The organism is Gilliamella sp. M0364, from assembly GCF_016100565.1.
Lineage (GTDB): Bacteria > Pseudomonadota > Gammaproteobacteria > Enterobacterales > Orbaceae > Gilliamella > Gilliamella apis.
Genome location: NZ_JACFSF010000001.1, coordinates 340,186 through 363,079 on the forward strand (window position 1 = coordinate 340,186; position 22,894 = coordinate 363,079).

Annotated in this window: 21 protein-coding genes and 1 other annotated feature; of the genes, 12 read left to right on the plus strand and 9 right to left on the minus strand. The window is 36.0% G+C overall.

The features are described from left to right. Positions 1-2: 2 nt before the first annotated feature. Together H3U96_RS01575 and H3U96_RS01580 are read left to right on the plus strand one after the other, a co-directional pair. Entirely contained in the window at positions 3-836 is an 834-nt protein-coding gene (locus tag H3U96_RS01575) for a phosphoenolpyruvate hydrolase family protein (RefSeq protein ID WP_065578675.1), read from the plus strand. Positions 837-1,090: 254 nt separating this feature from the next. Continuing rightward, complete coding sequence (locus tag H3U96_RS01580; RefSeq protein WP_086365305.1) at positions 1,091-1,507, plus strand: DoxX family protein; 417 nt, start codon at positions 1,091-1,093, stop codon at positions 1,505-1,507. A gap of 68 nt (positions 1,508-1,575) precedes the next feature. Here H3U96_RS01580 and H3U96_RS01585 read toward each other — a convergent pair whose 3' ends face one another. Together H3U96_RS01585 and H3U96_RS01590 are read right to left on the minus strand one after the other, a co-directional pair. Next, the gene (locus tag H3U96_RS01585; protein WP_198195360.1) at positions 1,576-2,451 is read right to left on the minus strand and encodes a DUF4261 domain-containing protein; all 876 of its coding nucleotides are present in this window, start codon (positions 2,449-2,451) and stop codon (positions 1,576-1,578) included. Positions 2,452-2,835: 384 nt separating this feature from the next. Further along, positions 2,836-4,014, minus strand: coding sequence for a hypothetical protein (locus H3U96_RS01590; RefSeq protein ID WP_198195361.1), 1,179 nt, complete (start codon positions 4,012-4,014; stop codon positions 2,836-2,838). Between the two features lie 420 nt (positions 4,015-4,434). Continuing rightward, positions 4,435-4,560: a sequence feature (His leader region), on the plus strand. 39 nt (positions 4,561-4,599) lie between these two features. Between H3U96_RS01590 and hisG the strand changes: the two genes are divergently transcribed. From hisG to hisIE, 8 genes are read left to right on the plus strand one after another with little or no spacing between them, the layout of a single operon-like run. Then, a complete protein-coding gene (gene hisG, locus H3U96_RS01595) occupies positions 4,600-5,499 on the plus strand; it encodes an ATP phosphoribosyltransferase (RefSeq protein WP_065578671.1) in 900 nt (299 codons plus the stop codon). Between the two features lie 4 nt (positions 5,500-5,503). After that, complete coding sequence (gene hisD / locus H3U96_RS01600; RefSeq protein ID WP_198195362.1) at positions 5,504-6,805, plus strand: histidinol dehydrogenase; 1,302 nt, start codon at positions 5,504-5,506, stop codon at positions 6,803-6,805. A gap of 9 nt (positions 6,806-6,814) precedes the next feature. Continuing rightward, complete coding sequence (gene hisC / locus H3U96_RS01605) at positions 6,815-7,873, plus strand: histidinol-phosphate transaminase (RefSeq protein ID WP_086362090.1); 1,059 nt, start codon at positions 6,815-6,817, stop codon at positions 7,871-7,873. An 8-nt stretch (positions 7,874-7,881) separates the two neighbouring features. Then, positions 7,882-8,949: a bifunctional histidinol-phosphatase/imidazoleglycerol-phosphate dehydratase HisB gene (gene hisB, locus H3U96_RS01610; RefSeq protein ID WP_198195364.1), complete on the plus strand. Its 1,068-nt coding sequence runs from the start codon at positions 7,882-7,884 to the stop codon at positions 8,947-8,949. Next, entirely contained in the window at positions 8,950-9,537 is a 588-nt protein-coding gene (gene hisH / locus H3U96_RS01615) for an imidazole glycerol phosphate synthase subunit HisH (RefSeq protein WP_198195365.1), read from the plus strand. It abuts the gene before it with no gap. A 17-nt stretch (positions 9,538-9,554) separates the two neighbouring features. Then, entirely contained in the window at positions 9,555-10,292 is a 738-nt protein-coding gene (hisA, locus tag H3U96_RS01620; RefSeq protein WP_198195654.1) for a 1-(5-phosphoribosyl)-5-[(5-phosphoribosylamino)methylideneamino]imidazole-4-carboxamide isomerase, read from the plus strand. Then, complete coding sequence (gene hisF / locus H3U96_RS01625) at positions 10,274-11,050, plus strand: imidazole glycerol phosphate synthase subunit HisF (protein WP_198195366.1); 777 nt, start codon at positions 10,274-10,276, stop codon at positions 11,048-11,050. Before hisA ends, hisF begins: the two co-directional genes overlap by 19 nt. Beyond that, complete coding sequence (gene hisIE, locus H3U96_RS01630; RefSeq protein WP_198195367.1) at positions 11,044-11,670, plus strand: bifunctional phosphoribosyl-AMP cyclohydrolase/phosphoribosyl-ATP diphosphatase HisIE; 627 nt, start codon at positions 11,044-11,046, stop codon at positions 11,668-11,670. Before hisF ends, hisIE begins: the two co-directional genes overlap by 7 nt. Before the next feature lie 65 nt (positions 11,671-11,735). Here hisIE and cysB read toward each other — a convergent pair whose 3' ends face one another. From cysB to matP, 3 genes are all read right to left on the minus strand, one after another. Next, positions 11,736-12,707 (minus strand): HTH-type transcriptional regulator CysB, encoded by a 972-nt coding sequence (gene cysB, locus H3U96_RS01635; protein ID WP_198195368.1) that lies wholly within the window; start codon positions 12,705-12,707, stop codon positions 11,736-11,738. 178 nt (positions 12,708-12,885) lie between these two features. Next, positions 12,886-15,486: a type I DNA topoisomerase gene (topA, locus tag H3U96_RS01640; RefSeq protein ID WP_198195369.1), complete on the minus strand. Its 2,601-nt coding sequence runs from the start codon at positions 15,484-15,486 to the stop codon at positions 12,886-12,888. Between the two features lie 29 nt (positions 15,487-15,515). Beyond that, positions 15,516-15,980: a macrodomain Ter protein MatP gene (gene matP / locus H3U96_RS01645; protein WP_065651254.1), complete on the minus strand. Its 465-nt coding sequence runs from the start codon at positions 15,978-15,980 to the stop codon at positions 15,516-15,518. 148 nt (positions 15,981-16,128) lie between these two features. On the opposite strand from matP, the gene H3U96_RS01650 reads away from it, so the two are divergent. Beyond that, positions 16,129-17,811 (plus strand): amidohydrolase, encoded by a 1,683-nt coding sequence (locus H3U96_RS01650; protein WP_198195370.1) that lies wholly within the window; start codon positions 16,129-16,131, stop codon positions 17,809-17,811. Between the two features lie 54 nt (positions 17,812-17,865). Here H3U96_RS01650 and H3U96_RS01655 read toward each other — a convergent pair whose 3' ends face one another. Both H3U96_RS01655 and H3U96_RS01660 read right to left on the minus strand, forming a co-directional pair. After that, complete coding sequence (locus tag H3U96_RS01655) at positions 17,866-19,272, minus strand: PTS fructose transporter subunit IIC (RefSeq protein ID WP_065613047.1); 1,407 nt, start codon at positions 19,270-19,272, stop codon at positions 17,866-17,868. Then, entirely contained in the window at positions 19,265-19,699 is a 435-nt protein-coding gene (locus H3U96_RS01660; protein ID WP_198195371.1) for a PTS sugar transporter subunit IIA, read from the minus strand. Before H3U96_RS01660 ends, H3U96_RS01655 begins: the two co-directional genes overlap by 8 nt. Before the next feature lie 331 nt (positions 19,700-20,030). On the opposite strand from H3U96_RS01660, the gene H3U96_RS01665 reads away from it, so the two are divergent. Next, a complete protein-coding gene (locus H3U96_RS01665) occupies positions 20,031-21,410 on the plus strand; it encodes an APC family permease (RefSeq protein WP_198195372.1) in 1,380 nt (459 codons plus the stop codon). Positions 21,411-21,533: 123 nt separating this feature from the next. On the opposite strand, the gene H3U96_RS01670 is transcribed toward H3U96_RS01665, so the two are convergent. Next, positions 21,534-21,797 (minus strand): HPr family phosphocarrier protein, encoded by a 264-nt coding sequence (locus tag H3U96_RS01670; protein WP_065578657.1) that lies wholly within the window; start codon positions 21,795-21,797, stop codon positions 21,534-21,536. A 144-nt stretch (positions 21,798-21,941) separates the two neighbouring features. Further along, complete coding sequence (locus H3U96_RS01675; protein ID WP_198195373.1) at positions 21,942-22,883, minus strand: phosphatidate cytidylyltransferase; 942 nt, start codon at positions 22,881-22,883, stop codon at positions 21,942-21,944. Positions 22,884-22,894 lie beyond the last annotated feature (11 nt).

Consider the following 22,894-nt stretch of genomic DNA (forward strand, 5'->3'; position numbering starts at 1 on the left):
TTATGAGTAGTAAACGTGCTCAATTATTAAAAAAATTCCATGATATGATTGCTAAAGGTCAACCAATCATCGGTGGAGGAGCTGGTACAGGATTATCGGCAAAATGTGAAGAAGCTGGTGGTATTGATTTGATTGTAATCTACAATTCTGGTCGTTATCGTATGGCAGGTCGTGGATCACTAGCAGGCTTATTAGCTTATGGTAATGCCAATGAAATTGTTATGGATATGGCAAAAGAAGTATTACCGGTTGTAAAACATACCCCTGTGTTAGCTGGTGTTAATGGCACCGACCCCTTCTGCCAATTCGATCAGTTTTTAGATCAAATCAAAGCTACCGGATTTGCTGGCGTACAAAACTTCCCTACTGTTGGTTTAATTGATGGTAATTTTAGAGCTAATCTTGAAGAAACAGGCATGGGCTATGCGTTAGAAGTTGAGATGATTCGCAAAGCACATGAGAAAGATCTACTAACTACACCATATGTATTTAGTGAACAAGATGCTATTGACATGACCAAAGCAGGTGCGGATATTTTGGTTCCACATATGGGCTTAACCACTGGTGGTAGCATTGGCGCCCAAACTGCATTGAAACTTGCTGATTGTGTTCCTTTAATCAATCAATGGGCCAAAGCAGCTAAAGCAATTCGTCCAGATATTATCATACTTTGCCATGGCGGACCTATTTCATCCCCTGAAGATGCAGAATATATTTTACAAAATTGTCCTGATTGTAATGGTTTTTATGGCGCAAGTTCAATGGAACGTTTGCCAACAGAAACAGCATTAACTCAGACGACAGAAAGATTTAAAGCTATTCGACACCAACAATAAGTAAGCAATAACGGTGCGACTATTCGTCGCACTGCTATTTTTTCTATTCTCCAACCTAAGCAAATTATACTTATACCATCTTAATTTTCAGTGATAAAAATTGATGATAATTGTCTACTACTTTACTATTGATTGTTAACTGTGAGACAATCATAACTGCAGTATCCTATGTTTTAAAAAAGTAATAACGTTTGTAAGAAATTTTTATGAGTTTCATTATTGTTATTTTGCTAACTTAATATAGGAAACACAAAATGAGAGAATATCAAACTGATGTAGCTGCATTTGTATTACGAATTGCTTTAGGTATGATGTTTTTGGCCCATGGTTTTACCAAACTACTTGTTCTAACCCCAGAAGGTACCGCAGAGTATTTTCATACTCTTGGCTTTCCTGGTTTTTTTTCTTATATCGTTATCATTTTTGAAATTGGTGGTGGTGCACTATTGTTACTCGGTATTTTAACCCGTGCCATAGCGCTAATTGCTTTCTTTCAATTAGCAATAATAACTATTGTACATTGGGGTAATGGTTGGTCATTTACTAATCCAGGTGGTGGTTGGGAGTATCCAGCTTTTATGTCATTAACTGCTTTTAGTTTGGCATTATTAGGGACTGGTCGATTTAGTGTTTTAGCAGGTAAAAAATATCCACAAATAACTCAACAATAAGATGCTAAATATTTAGGAAAGGTAGCGCCAATTATTTATTACCTTTCCTAAAAATTGCATAGTTAAAATTAATTATTAATTTCAATTACTAAAAGATCACCTTGATCTTTTAAGAAATATTCATCATCTTGAGGCGCTCGTAATGACATCATACGATTATCACCCATTTCCATCGTATCACCAGGATTCATTGTCGCTTGACTTTGTCGCAGATAATTTAAAATGTTACTAAACATATCAAAATAATACTCACTTTCCTCATAACTATTGGCTAATGCTGCAAAATTAGGTAAACCAAATTTATTAGCGCCATAAGTGCGCATCCAAATCCCTTTAATATTTTCTATTTCATATTTAACAAAACCACAAAACAATAAAGGCAAACATTCCCCTAAAGTGGATAAACCATCTTTTTCCGAAGCTAGTGAATTAATAAAGTTAACTGGTAATGAAGTATGAGCATCTTCATTAATTACTGCTAACGCATTAAATTGTTCAAAGCATGCTACTAAACGAGTTAAAGCTAAGTACTGCTCTAATACATCTTGTTCATAGCCAACATAATATAATAATAAATGACTATCACTTTCATAAACTTGTTGTTTTATTTCTTGACTATAACTAGCAGGAGTAACACATGCTTCTAATACAGCTTTAGGATAAGGCGCATTGAGACCAACTATTCTAATAACATGTTTACCCCAACTTACTAAAATAGACATACCTTCTTCAAGTTGTCCGAACGGTGTTTCATATCGAATATCTTTTATGATCGGATTAATCGATTTAAGTTTTGCTAATAATTCATCGTTATTAATATTAAGCACACCGCTAAAAACAACACTTAAGCTAACGGCATTTTCAATATCAGGATTTGGGACAATCGAATTATCCATCTGTTTTGATTCTGTTTTTTTACCAAAAAAACGAGAAAATATACCCATTTAATATTCCTTATGACAACTATTTTAAATTAAATCAAATTTAGTGCATTTTATAGTAATTGACGCTATAAAACTTTAGCAATAATATCTACTTGCCTATATTAAGTAAATATTTTATTTATCATTTTTCATCATTGTAAATTTTTTAATTTAATAATTAAAAAATCAATCAAACATCCAGTTCTAAGTGGTAATAATTTGCGACTTGGGTAAATGGCATAAATATTTAAATCCTATTAATTAATAAAATATTATAATATCCATGATTTAATCGAATGTTAATACTTGTTCTGGTCTTCCAAATTTTCTATAAAATAATGCAGCATTCAAGTTTTCTTATTCCTATTTTGATATTTACTATGACTTAAAAATTATAATATTAATTCATTTCACACTTAGACCTTCAATGAAATCTTCAACTATTTGATGAGCTTTTTGTGCGCCTTCTAAATTCATATTAATGAAAGCTTGATCATAAATTGGCATATTATCATTATCATCATCGTCATTTTCATTTTCGATACTATCGCCAATATTGAATATATAGAAAACTGATACATTCCAATCTTGATTATACTCATAATTATAAGTACACCTTAAAACACTTTTACGGTAGCAATTAATTTCTAAAGCTTCTGTTTGCGGTGGCAACCAATCTACTTGAGGAATGATTAGTGTGTTTTCATGTTTATAAAATCTATGTAATTCTATGCCATTATTGAATTGTTTTGTCTCAAGCCAATCTCCATACCAATCTCCATACCAATCTTCTGAATTTCTATTTCTCTTTATCTCCTTTATATTTTCTAATCTTTTCTGAAATGATTTAAGCCGAATACCACTAACTTCATCTTTATTTTTTTTCACAAATTCGATGTCTAAACTATCCAATTTTAAAAGTTCATTTTTTATATTACTGCAATAAGCGATTATTGCTTTAGATGTTGGATGAATGCATAAATTCCCTGAATTAATTCTAATTTCACTGATTTTGTCAATTTGATAGGCTTGAGTATGGGAAAACTGCTCACAAAAATCTTTTTCAGAATTATTTACAGAAGTAGAATCATGTAATTTTTTAATCCAAAATGGTGAATATTTGGAATTAGGATAAACTCGCAGAATAGTATCTTTAGACAATTCAACTAAACGTCCATTTTCTCTACATTCACTACTGGGTCTACTTTCTACAAATTCTACAACTATAGGAGCTATTAAATAGGCAGGCCAAAAGAAAGTACAAAATAATGGTAATAATACATAACTAAATATTGAAGCGAATTTACGTTTTATACCATAAGATTTTTTTGCTTGTAATTGGCATAGTCGAAGTATTATTGGAAAAACCATACCGGTTAACGTAAATAGAAAAATAATAAGATTGGTATGCATAAAGCAAAATATTAACCAAACAACCATTGGAATTGTAAAAATTGCTTTGATAATCCAATGCATCCGGACAAAAACAAATATTAACGAAAACGTATAAATACCATAAAAAAATGGTAGCATGAAAAACCAAACAAAAATGTAACTATCGATATGATTAGCAGGATGATCCATATAAAATCCAATTTATAAAACTAGCTATAACAAAATTCCTTTCAGTTATGATTATCACGGATAAATATTTATGTCAAAAAATGAGGATTTTTTATTAATCCTCAAAAATTAAGAAAAAGTATTTTAACTTATTAATTTGTTTCAATGAATGATTCAATATTCATTACTGTTGCAAATCGCATCAATGCCGACATAAAGCTATTATGAACATCTGACGATGAAATAATATTACCGTTAAATTCAAGATCACGGAATGAATTAAGACAAAACAAATAATAAAAAAATTTGAATTTTTTATATTTTTTTAATAAATCGACAAAATTAAGTTGCTAGTTAGTCATTTATATTATATTTTGTACAACAGTTAAATTTAAAGGTTTTATTTTTTATGAATTGTTTTTGTGTTTTCGTTACTAAACATCATCATCACCATCATTCCTGAATAGTCTTCGGGCGATTGGTGCTGGAAGACAAAAGGTCTTCCGGTGATATCGCAAAAGCATTTAGAGAACCCTCGGAAGATCAGTCTTCCGAGGGTTTTTTATTTGTGGTTTATAAATTTATTTAAACAAGTTGGAGAAGAATATGTTGGATAATTCACGTTTACGTATAGCAATGCAAAAGTCGGGACGTTTAAGCGATGAGTCGAAAAAATTATTGGCTCAATGTGGCATAAAAATCAATTTGCAAGAACAACGCTTAATTGCTTTTGCCGAAAATATGCCAATTGATATTTTACGCGTTCGCGATGACGATATTCCTGGACTAGTTATTGATGGTGTTGTCGATATTGGTATTGTCGGTGAGAATGTGTTAGAAGAAGAAGTTCTTGATAGACAAGCCGAAGGTGAAAACCCACAATATAAAACCTTACGTCGCCTTGATTTTGGTGGCTGTCGCTTATCAATTGCTGCTCCTCGTGATTTTGTTTATAGCGGACCAGAATGTTTAAATAATTTACGCATTGCAACCACTTATCCTCACCTACTCCGCCGTTACCTTTCACAATACAATGTCAATTTTAAAACCTGTCTACTTAATGGTTCTGTAGAAGTTGCACCACGAGCTGGCCTTGCTGATGTAATTTGTGATTTAGTATCCAGTGGAGCCACACTTGAAGCTAATGGTCTACAAGAAATTGAAGTTATTTATAAATCGAAAGCTTGTTTAATTCAACGTGAAGGTGAAATGTCTGCCACCAAACAGGCGTTAATCGACAAAGTGATGACCCGTATTCAAGGGGTAATTCAAGCTCGTGAATCCAAATACATTATGCTGCACGCGCCAACAGCCGTTTTAGATCAAGTCGTATCACTATTACCAGGTGCAGAAAATCCAACCATTTTACCATTAACTGGCGAACAAAATCGGGTAGCACTACATATGGTGAGTACTGAATCATTATTCTGGGAAACCATGGAAAAACTAAAAGCATTAGGTGCAAGTTCAATCCTTGTATTACCAATTGAAAAAATGATGGAGTAATTAAATGAAACTATCATATTGGCAACAATGTTCTAAAGAAAAACAAGCAGAATTACTAACTCGTCCTGCTATAGCTGCTTCTGATACTATTAGCCAAGCGGTTAAAGATATTTTGACGCAAGTAAAACAAAATGGCGATGAAGCTCTAAAAGAATTAAGTAATAAATTTGATAAAGTACAAATTAAGCAAATCAAATTAACTAAAGACGAGATAAAAACAGCAACTAGCCGTGTTAAACCAGAATTAAAACAGGCAATGCAATTAGCTGTAAGTAACATCGAAAAATTCCACCAAGCACAAGTTAGACAAACTATAACAGTGGAAACGATGCCTGGCATCAAATGTCAGTCAGTCAATAGACCAATTGATTCGGTAGGTCTGTATATACCGGGTGGTTCGGCTCCGTTGCTATCAACCGTATTAATGTTAGCCATTCCAGCTAAAATTGCCGGTTGTCGTAAAGTGATTTTATGCTCACCGCCACCAATTGCTGACGAGATTTTATATGCGGCAGAACTTTGCGGTGTAACAGAAATTTATCAATTGGGTGGCGCACAAGCGATTGCAGCAATGGCATTAGGTACTCAATCAGTTCCTAAAGTCGATAAAATATTTGGTCCCGGTAATGCTTATGTTACCGAAGCGAAACGCCAAGTTAGCCAACGATTGGATGGCGCAGCAATAGATATGCCAGCCGGCCCATCAGAAGTCTTGGTGATTGCTGACAGTTTTGCTAATCCAGCATTTATTGCCGCTGATCTACTTTCTCAAGCTGAACATGGCCCCGATTCACAGGTTGTACTACTTACACCAGATGAGAAGATCGCCCAAGCAGTCTCAATCGAAGTTGATAAGCAACTTGCTCAACTTTCACGTCAAGGAATTGCTGAAAAAGCGTTACAAGAGAGCCGACTTATTGTTACTAAAGATTTAGAAGAATGTGTGAATATCAGTAATCGCTATGGACCGGAGCATTTAATTATTCAAACGCAAAATGCTGATGAATTAGTTGATAAAATTAATAGCGCTGGCTCGATATTTTTAGGTGATTGGTCACCGGAATCAGCAGGTGACTATGCTTCGGGTACTAATCACGTTTTACCTACTTATGGTTATACCGCTACTTACTCGAGCCTTGGCTTAGCCGATTTTCAAAAACGTATGACAGTACAAAAATTAACTGCTGAAGGGTTAAAAGCAATCGGTAATGCTGTTGAGCTAATGGCTCAAGCTGAGCAACTTACCGCCCACAAAAATGCCGTAACTATTCGTTTAGCTAAACTTAACTCAGATTCTGAAAAATAGGTGAATAAAATGGACATTAATCAATTAGTCAGAAAAAACGTACAAAAATTGACGCCATATCAATCAGCTAGACGTATAGGTGGTAATGGTGATGTATGGCTAAATGCCAATGAATACCCAGTTGCACCCAATTTCCAGTTAACTGAACAAAACTTAAACCGCTATCCTGAAGCACAACCCGAACAAGTAATTAATCGTTATGCGCAATATGCTGGCGTCACCCCAGAGCAAGTGATTGTCAGTCGGGGGGCCGATGAAGCGATAGAGCTGTTAATGCGGGCTTTTTGTGAGCCAGAAACCGATACAGTGCTTTACTGCCCACCAACTTATGGTATGTATCAAGTCAGTGCCGAAACACTAGGTATAAAAACCAAAACCGTCCCGACTAAATCTAATTGGCAACTTGATTTAGACCGAATTAAACAAAATCTAGACAATGTTAAATTGATCTATGTATGTTCACCTAATAATCCAACAGGTAATTTGATAGACCAAGATGATATTAAAACTTTACTTAAATTAGCCGAAAATCGCGCTTTAGTAATTATTGATGAAGCTTATATTGAGTTTTCTCCAAATTCAACCGTTGTGAGCTGGCTTGCAAATTATCCTCACCTAGTTATTTTACGAACTTTATCGAAAGCTTTTGCGCTAGCAGGACTACGTTGTGGCTTCACTTTAGCAAATAAACCAGTAATAGATGCTTTACAGAAAGTCATCGCTCCATACCCTCTCGCTACCCCTGTAGCGGACATTGCCACTCAGGCATTGAGTAAAGAAGGTATCGAAACGATGAGATTGCATGTCATCAATCTAAATAATCAAAAAGAGAAGTTTGCTAAACAACTTACTGCTTTACCAATTGTCGAAAAAGTTTATCCTAGTGAATCAAATTATTTATGCGTTAAATTTCAAAGTAATAAAGAGGTATTTAGCAAACTATGGAATAAAGGCATTATTTTGCGTGATCAAAGCAAATCAATTGGCCAAGATGGTTTTGTGCGAATTTCGATTGGTACACAAGCAGAATGTGAAGCAGTAATAACCGCACTCAAAGCGATAAAATAGGAGCAAGTATGTTACAAAAATATTTATTTATCGACCGTGATGGAACATTGATAGTTGAACCGCCTATCGATTTTCAAGTTGATAGTTTTGCAAAACTTGCATTTGAACCTAATGTGATCCCGGCGCTACTAAAACTACAAGCAGCTGGTTACAAATTAGTGATGGTGACCAATCAAGATGGATTAGGAACCAGTAGTTATCCGCAAGCTGATTTTGATGGACCGCATAATTTAATGATGCAAATATTCGAATCTCAAGGTGTTAACTTTGAAGATGTACTGATCTGCCCTCATTTTCCTCAAGATAATTGTGAATGTCGTAAGCCGAAAATCACTTTAGTTCTACCTTATTTAACTAGTGGTAAGTTAGATAAACAAAATAGTTACGTTATCGGTGACAGGGTCACAGATATGCAACTTGCTGAAAATATGCAAATAAACGGATTACAATATAATCCAGAATCACTTAATTGGAATGAAATAGCCCAACGTTTAACCACAGCAGATCGTTATGCTAAAGTTGAACGAAATACCAAAGAAACCAAAATTTTAGTTGAAGTTTGGTTAGATAGACAAGGTGGTAGTCAAATCAATACCGGTATTGGCTTTTTTGATCATATGTTAGATCAGATCGCCACTCACGGAGGTATTAAACTCAATATTCAAGTTACAGGCGATCTTCATGTTGATGATCATCACACCATAGAAGATACAGGTCTTGCTTTAGGCGAAGCACTAAAAAAAGCACTTGGCGATAAACGAGGTATCACTCGTTATGCATCAGTTATTCCAATGGATGAGTGTTTAGCGAAATGTGCAATGGATATTTCAGGTCGGCCTTACCTCAAGTTTTCGGCGCAATTCAGTGATCCGAAAGTTGGTGATATGAGTACACAAATGGTTGAACATTTCTTCTATTCTCTAAGTTATACTATGGCAATTACTTTACATATTGCAACAACTGGCGACAACGACCATCACCGAATCGAAAGTTTATTTAAAGCTTTCGCGCGTACGCTTAAACAAGCGATTAAAATTGAAAGTGACAGATTACCTAGCTCGAAAGGAGTGTTATAGATGAAAATTGTCATTCTAGATACTGGCTGTGCTAATCTTTCCTCAGTCAAATATGCAATACAGAGATTAGGCTATAATCCAATCATTAGCCTTGATCCTGATACTGTGCTTGAATCTGACAAACTCTTGTTACCTGGAGTGGGATCAGCGTCAGCTGCAATGCAAAAATTAGAAGAACGTAATTTAATTAAGCTTATCAAAGTCTGCACTCAACCGGTGTTAGGTATCTGCCTTGGTATGCAACTTTTAGCTGATTATAGCAATGAAGGTCATGTCGATACCTTAGGTATTATTCACGAAAAAGTAGTGCAAATTCCTGATTGTGGATTACCACTACCACATATGGGCTGGAATCAAGTCAACCCAAAAGCCGGACATCATCTATTTAGAGATATTCCTGATGGTGCTTACTTTTACTTTGTACATGGATACGCCTTACCATTATGCTCATCAACTATCGCAGAAACCAATTACGGCGAAAGCTTTACCGCTGCCGTACAAAAAGACAACTTTTACGGTGTGCAATTTCATCCCGAGCGTTCTGGCTCAGCCGGTGCAAAATTGCTCAAGAACTTTTTGGAGATGTAAAAATGGCAGTTTACCCTATTATTATTCCTGCTCTTGATTTAATTGATGGTACTGTGGTTCGATTACATCAAGGCGATTATGAGCAAAAACGCGATTATGGCAAGGATCCTTTAATTCGCCTACAAGATTATCAAAAGCAAGGTGCGAAACTATTACATCTAGTTGATTTAACTGGCGCTAAAGATCCGCAAGCTCGACAAATCTCATTGATAAAATCCCTGATTAATGGTGTACAAGTTCCAGTACAAATTGGTGGTGGAATTCGTACCGAAGAAGATGTTAAAGCATTATTATCCGCAGGTGCCACCCGCGTAGTTATTGGCTCTACCGCTATTAAACAGTCTGATTTGGTAAAAAAATGGTTTGATAATTATGGCCCTGAATCGTTAGTGTTAGCCTTAGATGTTCGTATTGACCAACAAGGTAACAAAAACGTCGCTATTCATGGTTGGCAAGAAGATTCTAAACAAACCTTGGAACAAGTTATTGATGATTATCTACCCTATGGCTTGAAACATGTACTATGTACAGATATTTCCAAAGATGGAACGCTAAGTGGCTCTAATGTAAAACTATATCAAGAGATCAGCCAAAAATATCCCCAAATTGCGTTGCAAGCTTCTGGCGGAATTGGACAATTGGACGATGTTAAAGCGTTACAAGAGAGCGGTGTTGCCGGCGTTATTGTTGGTAGAGCATTATTAGAAGGCAAATTTACAGTTCAGGAGGCAATTGCATGTTGGCAAAAAGGATAATACCTTGTTTGGACGTTCGTAATGGGCAAGTTGTAAAAGGAGTACAATTTCGTAATCATGAAATCATTGGTGATATTGTACCATTAGCCAAACGCTATGCCGAAGAAGGGGCCGACGAATTGGTATTCTATGATATTACGGCCTCATCCGACGGTCGGGTAGTAGACAAAAGTTGGGTAGCAAAAGTTGCTGAAGTAATAGATATCCCCTTTTGTGTCGCTGGCGGTATAAAAACGGTTGAAGATGCAGGACAAATCTTAACTTATGGTGCTGATAAAATTTCAATTAATTCCCCTGCTTTAGCTAATCCGGGCTTAATTACTGAATTAGCCGATTGTTACGGGGTGCAGTGTATCGTTGTGGGGATTGATACTTGGTATGATAAAGATTCAGATAGTTACCACGTTTATCAATTCACTGGCGATGAAAAACGCACAGTGGCAACCAAATGGAATACGCTTGATTGGGTGCAAGAAGTACAAAAACGCGGTGCCGGTGAAATAGTCCTAAACATGATGAATCAAGACGGTGTCCGTAATGGTTACGATCTAAAACAACTAAAAACAATTCGAGAAGTTTGCCATGTACCACTGATTGCATCTGGCGGAGCTGGTACTATGGAGCATTTTTTGCAAGCTTTTCAAGAAGCCAATGTTGATGGTGCATTAGCGGCTTCCGTCTTTCACAAACAAATAATTAATATTGGTGAACTTAAACAATATTTAGCTCAACATGGAGTAGAAATCCGATTATGTTAACTCAACATTCCCAAATGCAAATAGACCTTAAACAGCTTGATTGGCAAAAAGTTGATAATTTAATGCCGGTTATCATACAACACTATGTTTCTGGTGAAGTACTGATGCTTGGCTATATGAATCAAGAGGCATTAACTCAGACACAAACGAGTGGCAAAGTAACCTTCTATTCGCGTACCAAACAACGCTTATGGACCAAAGGTGAGACATCAGGTAACTTTTTAAATGTGGTAAGTATCTCGACCGATTGTGATAATGATACCCTACTGATTTTAGTTAATCCAATTGGCCCTACTTGCCATACTGGAACAAATAGCTGTTTTAACAATAACCAAACTGAATGGGGCTTTTTATACGATCTAGAACAATTACTTGGTGCTCGTAAAAATGCTGATCCTAAATCATCTTATACGGCAAAACTCTACCATGATGGTACCAAGCGTATTGCCCAAAAAGTGGGAGAAGAAGGTGTTGAAACTGCACTTGCAGCTACAGTACACGACAAAGAAGAGTTAAAAAATGAATCAGCCGATTTAATTTATCACTTACTCGTTTTACTGCAAGATCAAAACCTTACTCTACAAGATGTGATCGGTATTTTAAAAGCTAGACATAAATAACATTAGTCACCAAGCACAATCTATTGTGCTTGGTGTTTAAAATTTATAAGCAAAAGATTTTCCTACTACCTAACAGGTAACTTGATCCCATTAAACATAGCCTGTACTGCCACATTATTTTCACATAAGATAAGTCTATCAACTGTTTGCCTATTTAAATGTGCTGAAAACTGATTAATAAAATCATACATATAATTGCGTAGAAATAGCGAACGAGCAAAGGCAATATAAGTAGTACTATATGGAAATATATGCCCAGCATTAAGTACCACAAAATCACTATCAGATCTTTCGTTAACCGCCATTTTTGCGACAATGCCAACACCTACCCCTAACTTAACATAAGTCTTAATCAGTTCCGCATCAGTGGTACTAAAAACAATATTAGGAATTTGATTGGCTTTAATAAAAGCTTGATTCAAATCAGACCCATCATTAGAAAAGTCATAACTGACTAAAGGATATTTAGACAATTCTTCGATAGTAATTAAACTACTTTTAGCTAATGGATGATCTTTCATTACAATCACCGCTTGGTTCCAATGATAGCAAGGTATAGCAATCATATCATCGCTGAGTTCAGATAAATCAGTAACGATAGCAAAATCAGCCTGCCCTGTTTGCGCTTGTAAGAGACATTGTGGCGATGACCCTTGCTCCATATGAAGTGTTATACTAGGATACTGTTGCATGAATTGCTGAATAACAATTGGTAAAGTATAACGAGCTTGAGTATAGGTTGTTGTAATGGTTAATGAACCTTGATTAGGCTGGCTAAATTCTTTAGCAATAATTTTAATATCTTGCGATTTAGTTAAAATCTCTCTAGCTAAAGCAATAATCTTCTCACCAACTGGCGTAACTTCTGAAAGATGTTTACCTACACGGGTAAAGATTTGTACATTGAGCTCGTCTTCCAACAATTTGATCTGCTTACTGATCCCAGGCTGAGAGGTATAGAGTTTTTCAGAGGTAAGAGACACATTTAGATCGTTATTGACGACCTCAACAATATAACGCAGTTGTTGCAACTTCATGACAAAGGCTCCTTTAACCATATACCTTTCCCTCTTTTTAAAACTATTCAAAAAGTTAAAAAGAGGGAAATCGTAAGGTAATTCCTTTCACACTTTAGCACAAACAAAAAACAGCTTTTTATACTAAAACGATTCCTAAACCTAAGCGATTTTAAATAAAATCATCAGGTGTTCTTACCTATTTTTTACTATTAACCCACTTACCATCAACGTATTGCATTACCCAGCCAGTCGATTTGCCATTGACTTCCGAAGTAACATACTGCTGTTTACTTTTACGGCTAAATCGCACAATAGCTGGATTACCTTCTGGATCTTGACTCGGCGCTTGCGTTAAATAAATAAATTTTTCCGGTAAACGATCTTTAAAACGTTGTAGTTCTTCAATTAGTGGTGCACGAGTTTCTCTTGATTTCGGAAAATTATGTGCAGCTAAAAAGATACCTGAAGCACCATCACGTAATACAAAATGTGCATCTGACTTAGTACATTTTAACTCAGGCAGATCAACAGGATCTTCTTTAGGTGGCGCTACATCACCATTTTTTAAGATCTTACGAGTGTTTTTACAATCTTGATTGGTACATCCCATATAAAGTCCAAAACGGCCTGATTTAAGATGCATTTCTGATCCACATTTTTCACATTCAATAATTGGACCTTCATAGCTTTTTACCTTAAATGTGCCTTTTTCAACCAACGAACCATCACAGATTGGATTATTACCACAAATATGTAATTTACGCTCATTATCAAGCAAATAACTGTCCATAGCCGTATGACATTTAGGACAACGCTTAAGTGCTCTCAACGCGTCAGTTTCGGCTGTCTCTGCCTCTTCCAAGATATTCAAGGTTTCATATTCTGGAATTAAATTAATTGTTTGCTTACAACGCTCTTTAGGAGGTAATGCATAACCCGAACACGCTAAAAATACACCAGTGCCGGCAGTTTTAATACCCATTTCACGGCCACAATTAGGGCATTTAATTTCCGGCGTTAAAACGAGTGGATTTAATTGCATGCCACCACGATCAGGATCTTGTTCTGCAATTGTTAAATGTTGGCTGAAATCATCAAAAAATTGATCTAAAACTTCACGCCATTCTTGCTTTTTATTGGCAATTTCATCAAGGGCATGCTCCATGCGAGCAGTAAAATCGTAACTCATTAAGTCATTGAAATTTTCACTTAAACGATCTGTGACAATTTCGCCAATTTTTTCCGCATAAAAACGACGATTATCTAATCGTACATAACCACGATCTTGAATAGTTGAGATAATCGTTGCATAAGTAGAAGGACGACCAATCTCCCGTTTTTCAAGTTCCTTAACTAATGACGCTTCGTTATAACGCGCAGGAGGCTTAGTAAAGTGTTGATTAGGATCTAAGCCAATTAATTCCAACATATCTTGCATAGATACTGCCGGCAACAGCTTATCTTCATTATTTTTAGTTAATTGTGGTTGCACTTTTGTCCAACCATCGAAACGTAAGGTTCGACCTTTAGCTTTTAAGGTAAAATCACCCGCTTTAACTGTAATAGTTGTTGAGTTGTATTCGGCTGATGTCATTTGGCAAGCCACAAATTGACGCCAAATTAATTGATATAATTTAGCCGCATCTACCTCAACATCGCCAAGGCTATCCGCTAGAATGTTCACGTCCGATGGACGAATTGCCTCATGCGCCTCTTGCGAATTTTTCTTACTGCTATAAACGTTAGCGGATTTAGGCAAATACTTTTCGCCGAAGTTTTGTCCAATGTAGTCCCGAACCATAGTTAACGCATCCTGACTCAAATTAGTCGAGTCAGTACGCATATAAGTAATATAACCAGCTTCATATAGGCGTTGTGCTAACATCATCGTCTTTTTAACACCAAAACCTAAACGAGTACTTGCCGCTTGTTGCAAAGTTGAAGTAATAAACGGCGCAGTTGGGTTGCTTTTAGTCGGTTTTTCTTCAATATTAGTAACTTGATATTGGCTTTTATTCAATTCATCCAGAGCAATATCAATAGCAACACGATCCTTAGGTTCAAACGCATCATTTTTATAATGCGTTACTTGCATAGTTAATTGCTCTTGATGAGCGGTTTTTAAATCAGCATAAAGATCCCAGTACTCTTCAGGAATAAATGCATGAATTTCTCGCTCACGTTCAACCACTAGACGCACCGCAACTGATTGAACACGACCAGCTGATAAGCCACGCGCAACTTTTTTCCAAAGTAGTGGTGATAGCATAAAGCCAACCACACGATCCATAAATCGTCTTGCTTGTTGAGCATTAACGCGATCCATATCCAACATAGCTGGATGATTAAAAGCATTTTTAATCGCCGTTTTGGTGATCTCGTTAAATACGACGCGCCGGTACTTATTATCATCACCACCAATAACATCTTTTAGATGCCACGCGATAGCTTCCCCTTCTCTATCCAAGTCGGTTGCGAGATAAATCATATCGGCATCTTTGGCTAACTTTTTAAGTTCGGCAACCACTCGTTCTTTGCCAGGTAAAATTTCATAATGCGCTTGCCAGCCATTGTAAGGATCAACGCTCATACGATCGACTAACACTTGTTTTTCTGATCGTTTAACTTTTTTCTCGGCTTTATCTTTACTTGTTTTTTCAGTGCGTTGACTACTACCACTCACTGGCAGATCGCGAATATGTCCGACACTTGATTTAACTACGAAATCTTTGCCAAGATATTTATTAATCGTTTTTGCTTTGGCTGGTGATTCCACAATAACAAGGGATTTTCCCATAATTAAACCTATTTATCCTGTAGTTTAAGTTATTTACCGTCTATATTGACATCAAGTAATGACAGTAAATCATCTTTAATTGTCGATACTTTACTAGCATATTGTTCTTTTTGCTCAGCATCTTCAATTAGTTGTGTAATTGTTTGTGACAACGTACATCCTCGGCGTTTAGCTAAATTAGCCAATCGTTGCCAGACAAGAAATTCCAAATCAATAGACTTTTTACGTGTATTTTGCTGTTCGGCATTAAAATGTCGTTTTCGTCGTGCTCGAATGGTTTGCTTCATGCGATTATCTAAATCTGGATTTAAATGCTGCTTAATCCAATCAATAACCGCAGTTGGTTTGTGTTCCAATAACAATAATTCATTTACGGCTTGCTCTGCTGCACTCTTCTCAATATAACGAGTGATAAGCTCCCCTTCCAAATGTCTTTTTACTAAATAGTGCCACTTCCAACCGCATTCAAGGTTTTCTAACTGCTGGTATTTCATCGGTTCACCTTGTGACGCTGTAACTAAATATGTTAGTTGTAACATAATCTTGACACACAATAAAGAAAATTATTGCATTTGACAAATTTTTTATAAATCTGCTATCGTTCACCCTTAACTTTAGATCTTTTTTAAGGAATCAAAAATAATGGCAAAAGCCGATGTTATTTATATTAATGGTTACATCTACACTGCTGACCAACACGATACGGTTTGTGAAGCGATTGCAATTCAAAATGGCTATATTATGGCAACCGGCAGCACGCAAGAGATAAATAACAGTCAATATGTTGATAATTATACGGTAATCTATGATCTACAAGGTAAAACCATGATGCCAGGGATTATTGATGCCCACTTACATACATTTTGGGGCGGCATGCAATTATCCTCATGTAATCTAAATTACCAAAGTTTAACTGTAGATGATACATTAGCCATCATTCAACAATATTTAGACAATGATTCCGTTCACAATAGTAATAGTTGGTTACAAGTTCGAGGCTGGTTACGCCAAGAAGTTTTACCAATTGGTACAGATATTACTCGATTCGATCTAGATAAACTTAATACTCAGCGTCCTATCATTCTATTTTCAAATGACTGTCATACCCTAGTTGCCAACAGCATTGCTTTAGAAAAATTTGGCCTTGATCGAAATACACCTGAACCATCTGATGGCAAAATTGGGCGTACTGAGGATGGTGATTTAAACGGTATATTAGAAGATGCCCCTGCAATGCGTGCATTTGACAGTATTTCCAAACTTACTGACGAACAAGCAGTAAACATTGCTAAATTAACACAAGAAGAATTAAATAAGCAAGGTGTAACAGCGGTAATGGATGCGCGGATAACAGAAACCCAAGCCGATGCATTTCTAAAATTACAACAACAAGATCAACTGTCAATCCGATTATTTGGTGCTCGAGAATTACCACCTGATGATGTTGGTAGCATTGAAGATATCCCAGCTGTTATTGATCGTGTTAAACAATTTGCTGAACGTTATAATGACCAAAACTGGCAACCAAAACCAGGAATTAAAGTATCTCATACCAAATTATTTGTCGATGGTGTAATGCAAGCGCCACTAATGACCGCTCGTTTATTACAACCTTATCAATTAGAAAATGAAAAAGATCGCTATGGTGACCTCTATTATTCGATAGAAATGCTTGATGCATTAATTTTAGAATCATCAAGGGCAGGCTTTCATCCTCACATGCACACCGTTGGCGAAGGCGCCATTGAAGTGGTGCTTAATGCGATTGAAAAAATGCGTAAAGCACTACCCAATGCGGATATTCGACCAAGCACGGCTCATAATGAACTTAGTGCGATGCATCAATTTGACCGTTATAAACAATTAAAAGCCAGTGTGGTATTCTCATTCCAATGGGCTGGCTGTAGTTCGGCAATGGTTGAACAATACCAAACTCTGTTTGGTGCTGAACGTTATAATGGTTTAGAAGCCCATGGCCAATATATTGATGCTGGAGTAACTTGTGCTTTTGGTAGTGATTGGCCAATTGATCCGCTTAATGAATGGTATGATTTCCAAATAGCTATGACTAGACAGATTGATGCAGAACATCCACGTTTAAACAGTGATCGTAATTTAACGGCTCTTGAAGTACTACGCTGTGCGACAATTGGTGCTGCTTATGTTTTAAAACAAGATGACTATATCGGATCTATTGAGAAAGGTAAGTTTGCTGATGTAATTATTTTAGATCGTAATCCTTTTACCATCCCGGCAACAGATATACAAAACGTCAAAGTACTAACCACAATTGTTGGTGGCAAAACGGTTTATCAACAAGCCTAATAAACCTTAAACAAATTCACTACCCCGCCAATGGTTCGGGGTAGTTTTTTATTACTAGTCAGCATCAACAACAACATCATCTTCAACTGCTGGTTTTCGAGTAAAGTGTAAAATCGCAGCAATAATAAACGCTCCGATAAACATATCAATCACATACCACATTGCACCTTTGGTTACACCACCAAGTGCAACTAAACCACCAAATGCAACTAAAGAATCAATACCATTAATCATACCTAACATACCCGCAACGGCTGTACCTACAACGATAGCAAGAATAACTCGTTTAGGATCTTTAGCAGCGAATGGTATCGCGCCTTCGGTAATACCAGCTAACGATAAAAAGAACGCAGTAATACCAAACTCTTTTTCTTCTTTGGTGTATTTAGAACGTGATACCAGTAAAGAGGATATTGCTAATCCTAAAGGAGGAATAGCACAGCACATACGGAACACACCATTAGGACCATAAACACCTTCCGCCATAGCGGCTAACGTAAAGGCCGTGGCTGCTTTACTACAAGGTCCACCCATATCAAGTGCAGCCAGCACACCGATTCCTATACCTAAAAATGCCGCGTTAACTTCTGACATACCTTTTAAGGTTTCCACCATTGCTTTTACAAACCAATCGAGCGGATATGACAAACCATAAATATAGATAGGTGCCATGATCAATAATGTCACAGTTGGAATGATCATCACAGGCATAACCGAAGCAATAACCGGATGGACCTTAACAGTTTTGAACCATTTAACAAAATAACCAATAAGGACACCAAAAATCATTGCACCAATAAAACCGGTAGATACATGATTACTGCCAATTGGATTATTTACTACATAGCCCATAATAAACGCTGGTGCCAAGGCTGCATTACCACCAATAGAGTAAGCCATATACGCCGCAAGCACTGGTACCATCATTGCAAAGCCGTAAAAAGCCACTTGTTGCAAATCGGCAAAGAATTGATTACTTGGTAGAATGGTGTCACCACTCACATGCCCAGTCATTAACACAATTGAAAAAAGAATACCGGAAGCAATGATGACAGGTAAAAATTTACTAATACCAGTATTTAACGATCTAAATATCTCTTTACCAATACTCTCCTTCACTTCTTTTTTGGATGATAAGGCTTCGGCATTATTAAAAATACTAGCTGTATTTTTAACCGCTTCACCAGTGCTAACCTTAATCACATTTTTAAAAGGCTCGAGCCGTTCAGCATTATCGATTGAAATATCTGTCGCTAATAAAATTACATCAGCACTTTTCAGATCTTGCTCAGTCAATATATTATCAATTCCAGCTGCACCTTGGGTTTCAACTTTACAATCCCAGCCACGCTTTTTAGCTTCATTTTCAATTTTTTGTTTAGCAATATAGGTGTGCGCCATACCAGCAGTACAAGCACATATAGCGACAATCTTTTTATTTTTTAAGGATTCTTTACTCATATAAACCTCGGATTTTTTCTGCTACTATTTGAATATCACTATTTAATAGAAGTTCAATAAAATCGTCATCAGCCAAGTTAGCCGCCAATTTGGCAATAATAGTCAAATGCTCTTTATTAGCATTTTTTGGTGCGCCGATCAGCACCACTAACTTAACTTTATTGGCATTATTCCAGACTATACCTTGATTATATTTCGCCACGACAATAAAAGGTGTTTTCACTGCATCACTTTTAGAATGCGGTAATGCAATATTGGGCAAAACATCAGTTTCCATCTCTTGCTCATGTTGCATAACATCAGCAGAAAATTTATTTACATCCGTTAAATAAACTTCACTTTTTTCAGCCATCAATTTAATCACCGATGACTTATTCGTAATAACATCACTTGTTAATTCAACAGGTAAAACAGGAATTGGTTCCATAATATATCCTCCTAATTAATCACTTTACTCCGTACAATCTTTATACATGATTTTTAGGTAAAAATATAATTTTTTTATATAAAATCGGATAATTAACTAATCAACTAATAAATTTGCCAATCCAACCTTGTAATACACTATTGAGCCTATTGTTTTGAATTTTTATTTAGGAAAAGCTCACAAATTATGCGGACTTATGATCTTTACTAAAAATTAGCTTGCATAATTATAATAATGTGGGAGAATTCCCTGCCGCTTTAAGCGGGTAAAAAGGCAAAACTATACTTAGTAGTTTTTTATTGTTTTTTGGGACAGAGGAGCAAATTAAATCATGTCCGCAATAAAAATGAAACGAGTTTTAACCACACCTGCATTGATTGCATTTGGTTTAGCTTATATGGTTCCTTTAGGGATCTTTACCACTTATGGGGAAGTTACCGTTGTCAGTAATGGACACTTACCTATAGCCTATATCATCACCCTTGCCATGATCTTTTTCACAGCATTAAGTTATTGCCGAATGGCAAATAAACTACCTATTGCTGGTTCGGCTTATACCTATGTACAACGAACTTTTGGTGGAAAAGCAGGTTTCCTAGTTGGTTGGGCACAAATTCTTGATTACCTATTTTTACCAATATTAAATTACTTGGTTTTAGGGATCTATCTACATGAACTCTATGATAGTATTCCGGCTTATGTATATGTATTGGCATCGATTATAGGTGTAAGTGTATTAAATTACCTTGGAATCAAGTTAATTAATTGGGCCAATATTACTTTGAACTTCTTTCAAGCATTATTCATCGTATTGTTTATTATTTTAACATTGACAAATGTTCATTTAACACCAGAAACAATGTTAAAACCAATATCAGTCACAACCGATGATTTTAGTGGTTTATTTTCTGGAGCTGCCATATTATGTCTTGCCTTCTTAGGTTTTGATGCCATCGCAACATTAGCAGAAGAATCCAATGATGCGAAAAAAACCTTACCAAGAGCAATTATCGGCACCGTATTGATTGCTGGTTGTATATTTTTAATTGTCTCATATTGTGCGCATTTAGCTTACCCACAATGGACAGATTTTATTGATAATAAAGATACCGCCAGTTTAGATGTAATGCGTAGAGTTGATAGCATAAGTCATCTAACCAATATACTTGGCAAATACGGAAATGATTTTATGTATAATTTCTTCCAAACCGCTTATTTGACAGGTGTATTTGCCTCTACAATGACTGCACAAACTAGTGTGTCACGAATCTTTTATGCGATGGGACGTGAAGGTGTGTTACCAAAACAGATCTTCTATAAAATTCATCCACGTTTTCGAACACCTTATTTATCAATTATTTTTGTTTCCTGTTTTTCCCTACTCTCTTTGGTACTTGATTTAAGCTTAGTCGTTTCGATGATCAGTTTTGGCGCCTTAGTAGCCTTTACCTTCGTTAACCTATGTGTAATCAAAAGCTACCTAAGTGGTACGAAAAAAACAGTACCAATGCTTTTAAAATATGGATTAATGCCAGCAATTGGCGTATCACTTTCGTTATGGCTATGGACCAGTCTTGAAGCGACAGCGATGACGGTAGGTTTAATTTGGTTAGTAATTGGATTTTGTTATTTACTTTATCTAACTCGATGTTTTACCAAATCACTACCTTCTATTGATCATACAGAATTGGATTCAATCATCAAAGATTAGTAATCTATTAGGTCTACTTAAAAGTATTTAGTTGATGCCCTTTTAAAACAATTCCGTCGACCAAGGTCGACGGAATTTTCATTTCTCAGTAAATAAAATAAGCTAAATTAAAATCGCTTAAAATTATTCACCAAAGCCTGTAGCAAATAATTCACGGATTTCATCCATTGCTGCTTGTTCATCTTCACCATCACAAATGATTTCAACAGTTGAACCACCTTTAACGCCAGCACCAAGTAAACCCATCATGCTTTTTAATTTAATGGTTTTATCGTTATAAACAAGTTCAATTGATGATTTATAACGGCCAGCTAATTTAACCAGAGTTGTTACTGGTCGTGCATGTAAACCAGTTGCATTTTTTACTACCATTTGCTCTTTTAACATATTATAGTCCTTACATATATATAACGTTAATACAATGCATGTATTTATATCATAAATTAACTTTTTTTGCTCTTTTTTAGCATCAATTTTTGAAATTATTTGATTATATTTCAGTTTTAATATAATTTTTCATCACATAAAAAACTATACTAACCAAAAATACCTTACGATATGAAAAAATATCGGCGCGGCAAAGCAAATAGAATCAAAACGATCAAGTATTCCACCGTGACCACCTATTAGTTTGCCCCAATCTTTTACCCCGCGATCACGTTTAATAGCCGACATAACTAGACCACCCATAAATCCTAACAAAGTGATCATTAAAGAAATAAGTCCTGATTGTATAAAAGTAAACGGAGTGATCCAACACATACAGGCACCAATAAAACTAGCAGATAAAACGCCACCAATAAAACCTTCAATCGTCTTTGATGGTGAAACATTTGGGCTAATTTTATGCTTACCAAACAATTTGCCAAATACGTACTGCAACACGTCAGATAACTGAACGATTAACACTAAATAAGCAATGAGTAATAGATTACGCCCTTGGTAATTTTCGATATCCAACACTAATAACGCCGGTACACACGAAATACAATAAACCGTAATCATCAATCCCCATTGCACATCGGCTATTCTCGCCAAAAAATTAGTGGTTGAACCAGTTATTGTGGCAAATATCGCCAAAAACAAGAAAGCATAAACTGGAATAAAGATACTGAATAGACCATACCATGCTAAGGCAACCAAAATATATTGCACGGGTAAAGCAACAGCAAAAGCAAAGATTAGGGCGAAATAGTCATAGCGATTGATAGGAGTTAAAATAAGAAACTCTCGCAATGCCAAAGCTGAAATAACAAAAAACAAAAAAATTACTGCCAGTTGTCCAAACCAAAACGCGACACCAATAATGGCAACCATTACCCACCACGCATTGATGCGAGTATTTAAATTATCAATAACACTATTAGGTGATGTAAGACGATATTTTAACAATTGACCAATAATTGTTGCCACTAACAAAAACAAGCCGATGCCCAAAAATAATAATAGCGTATCATGTTGGAAATGGGACATCTCAGCGCTCC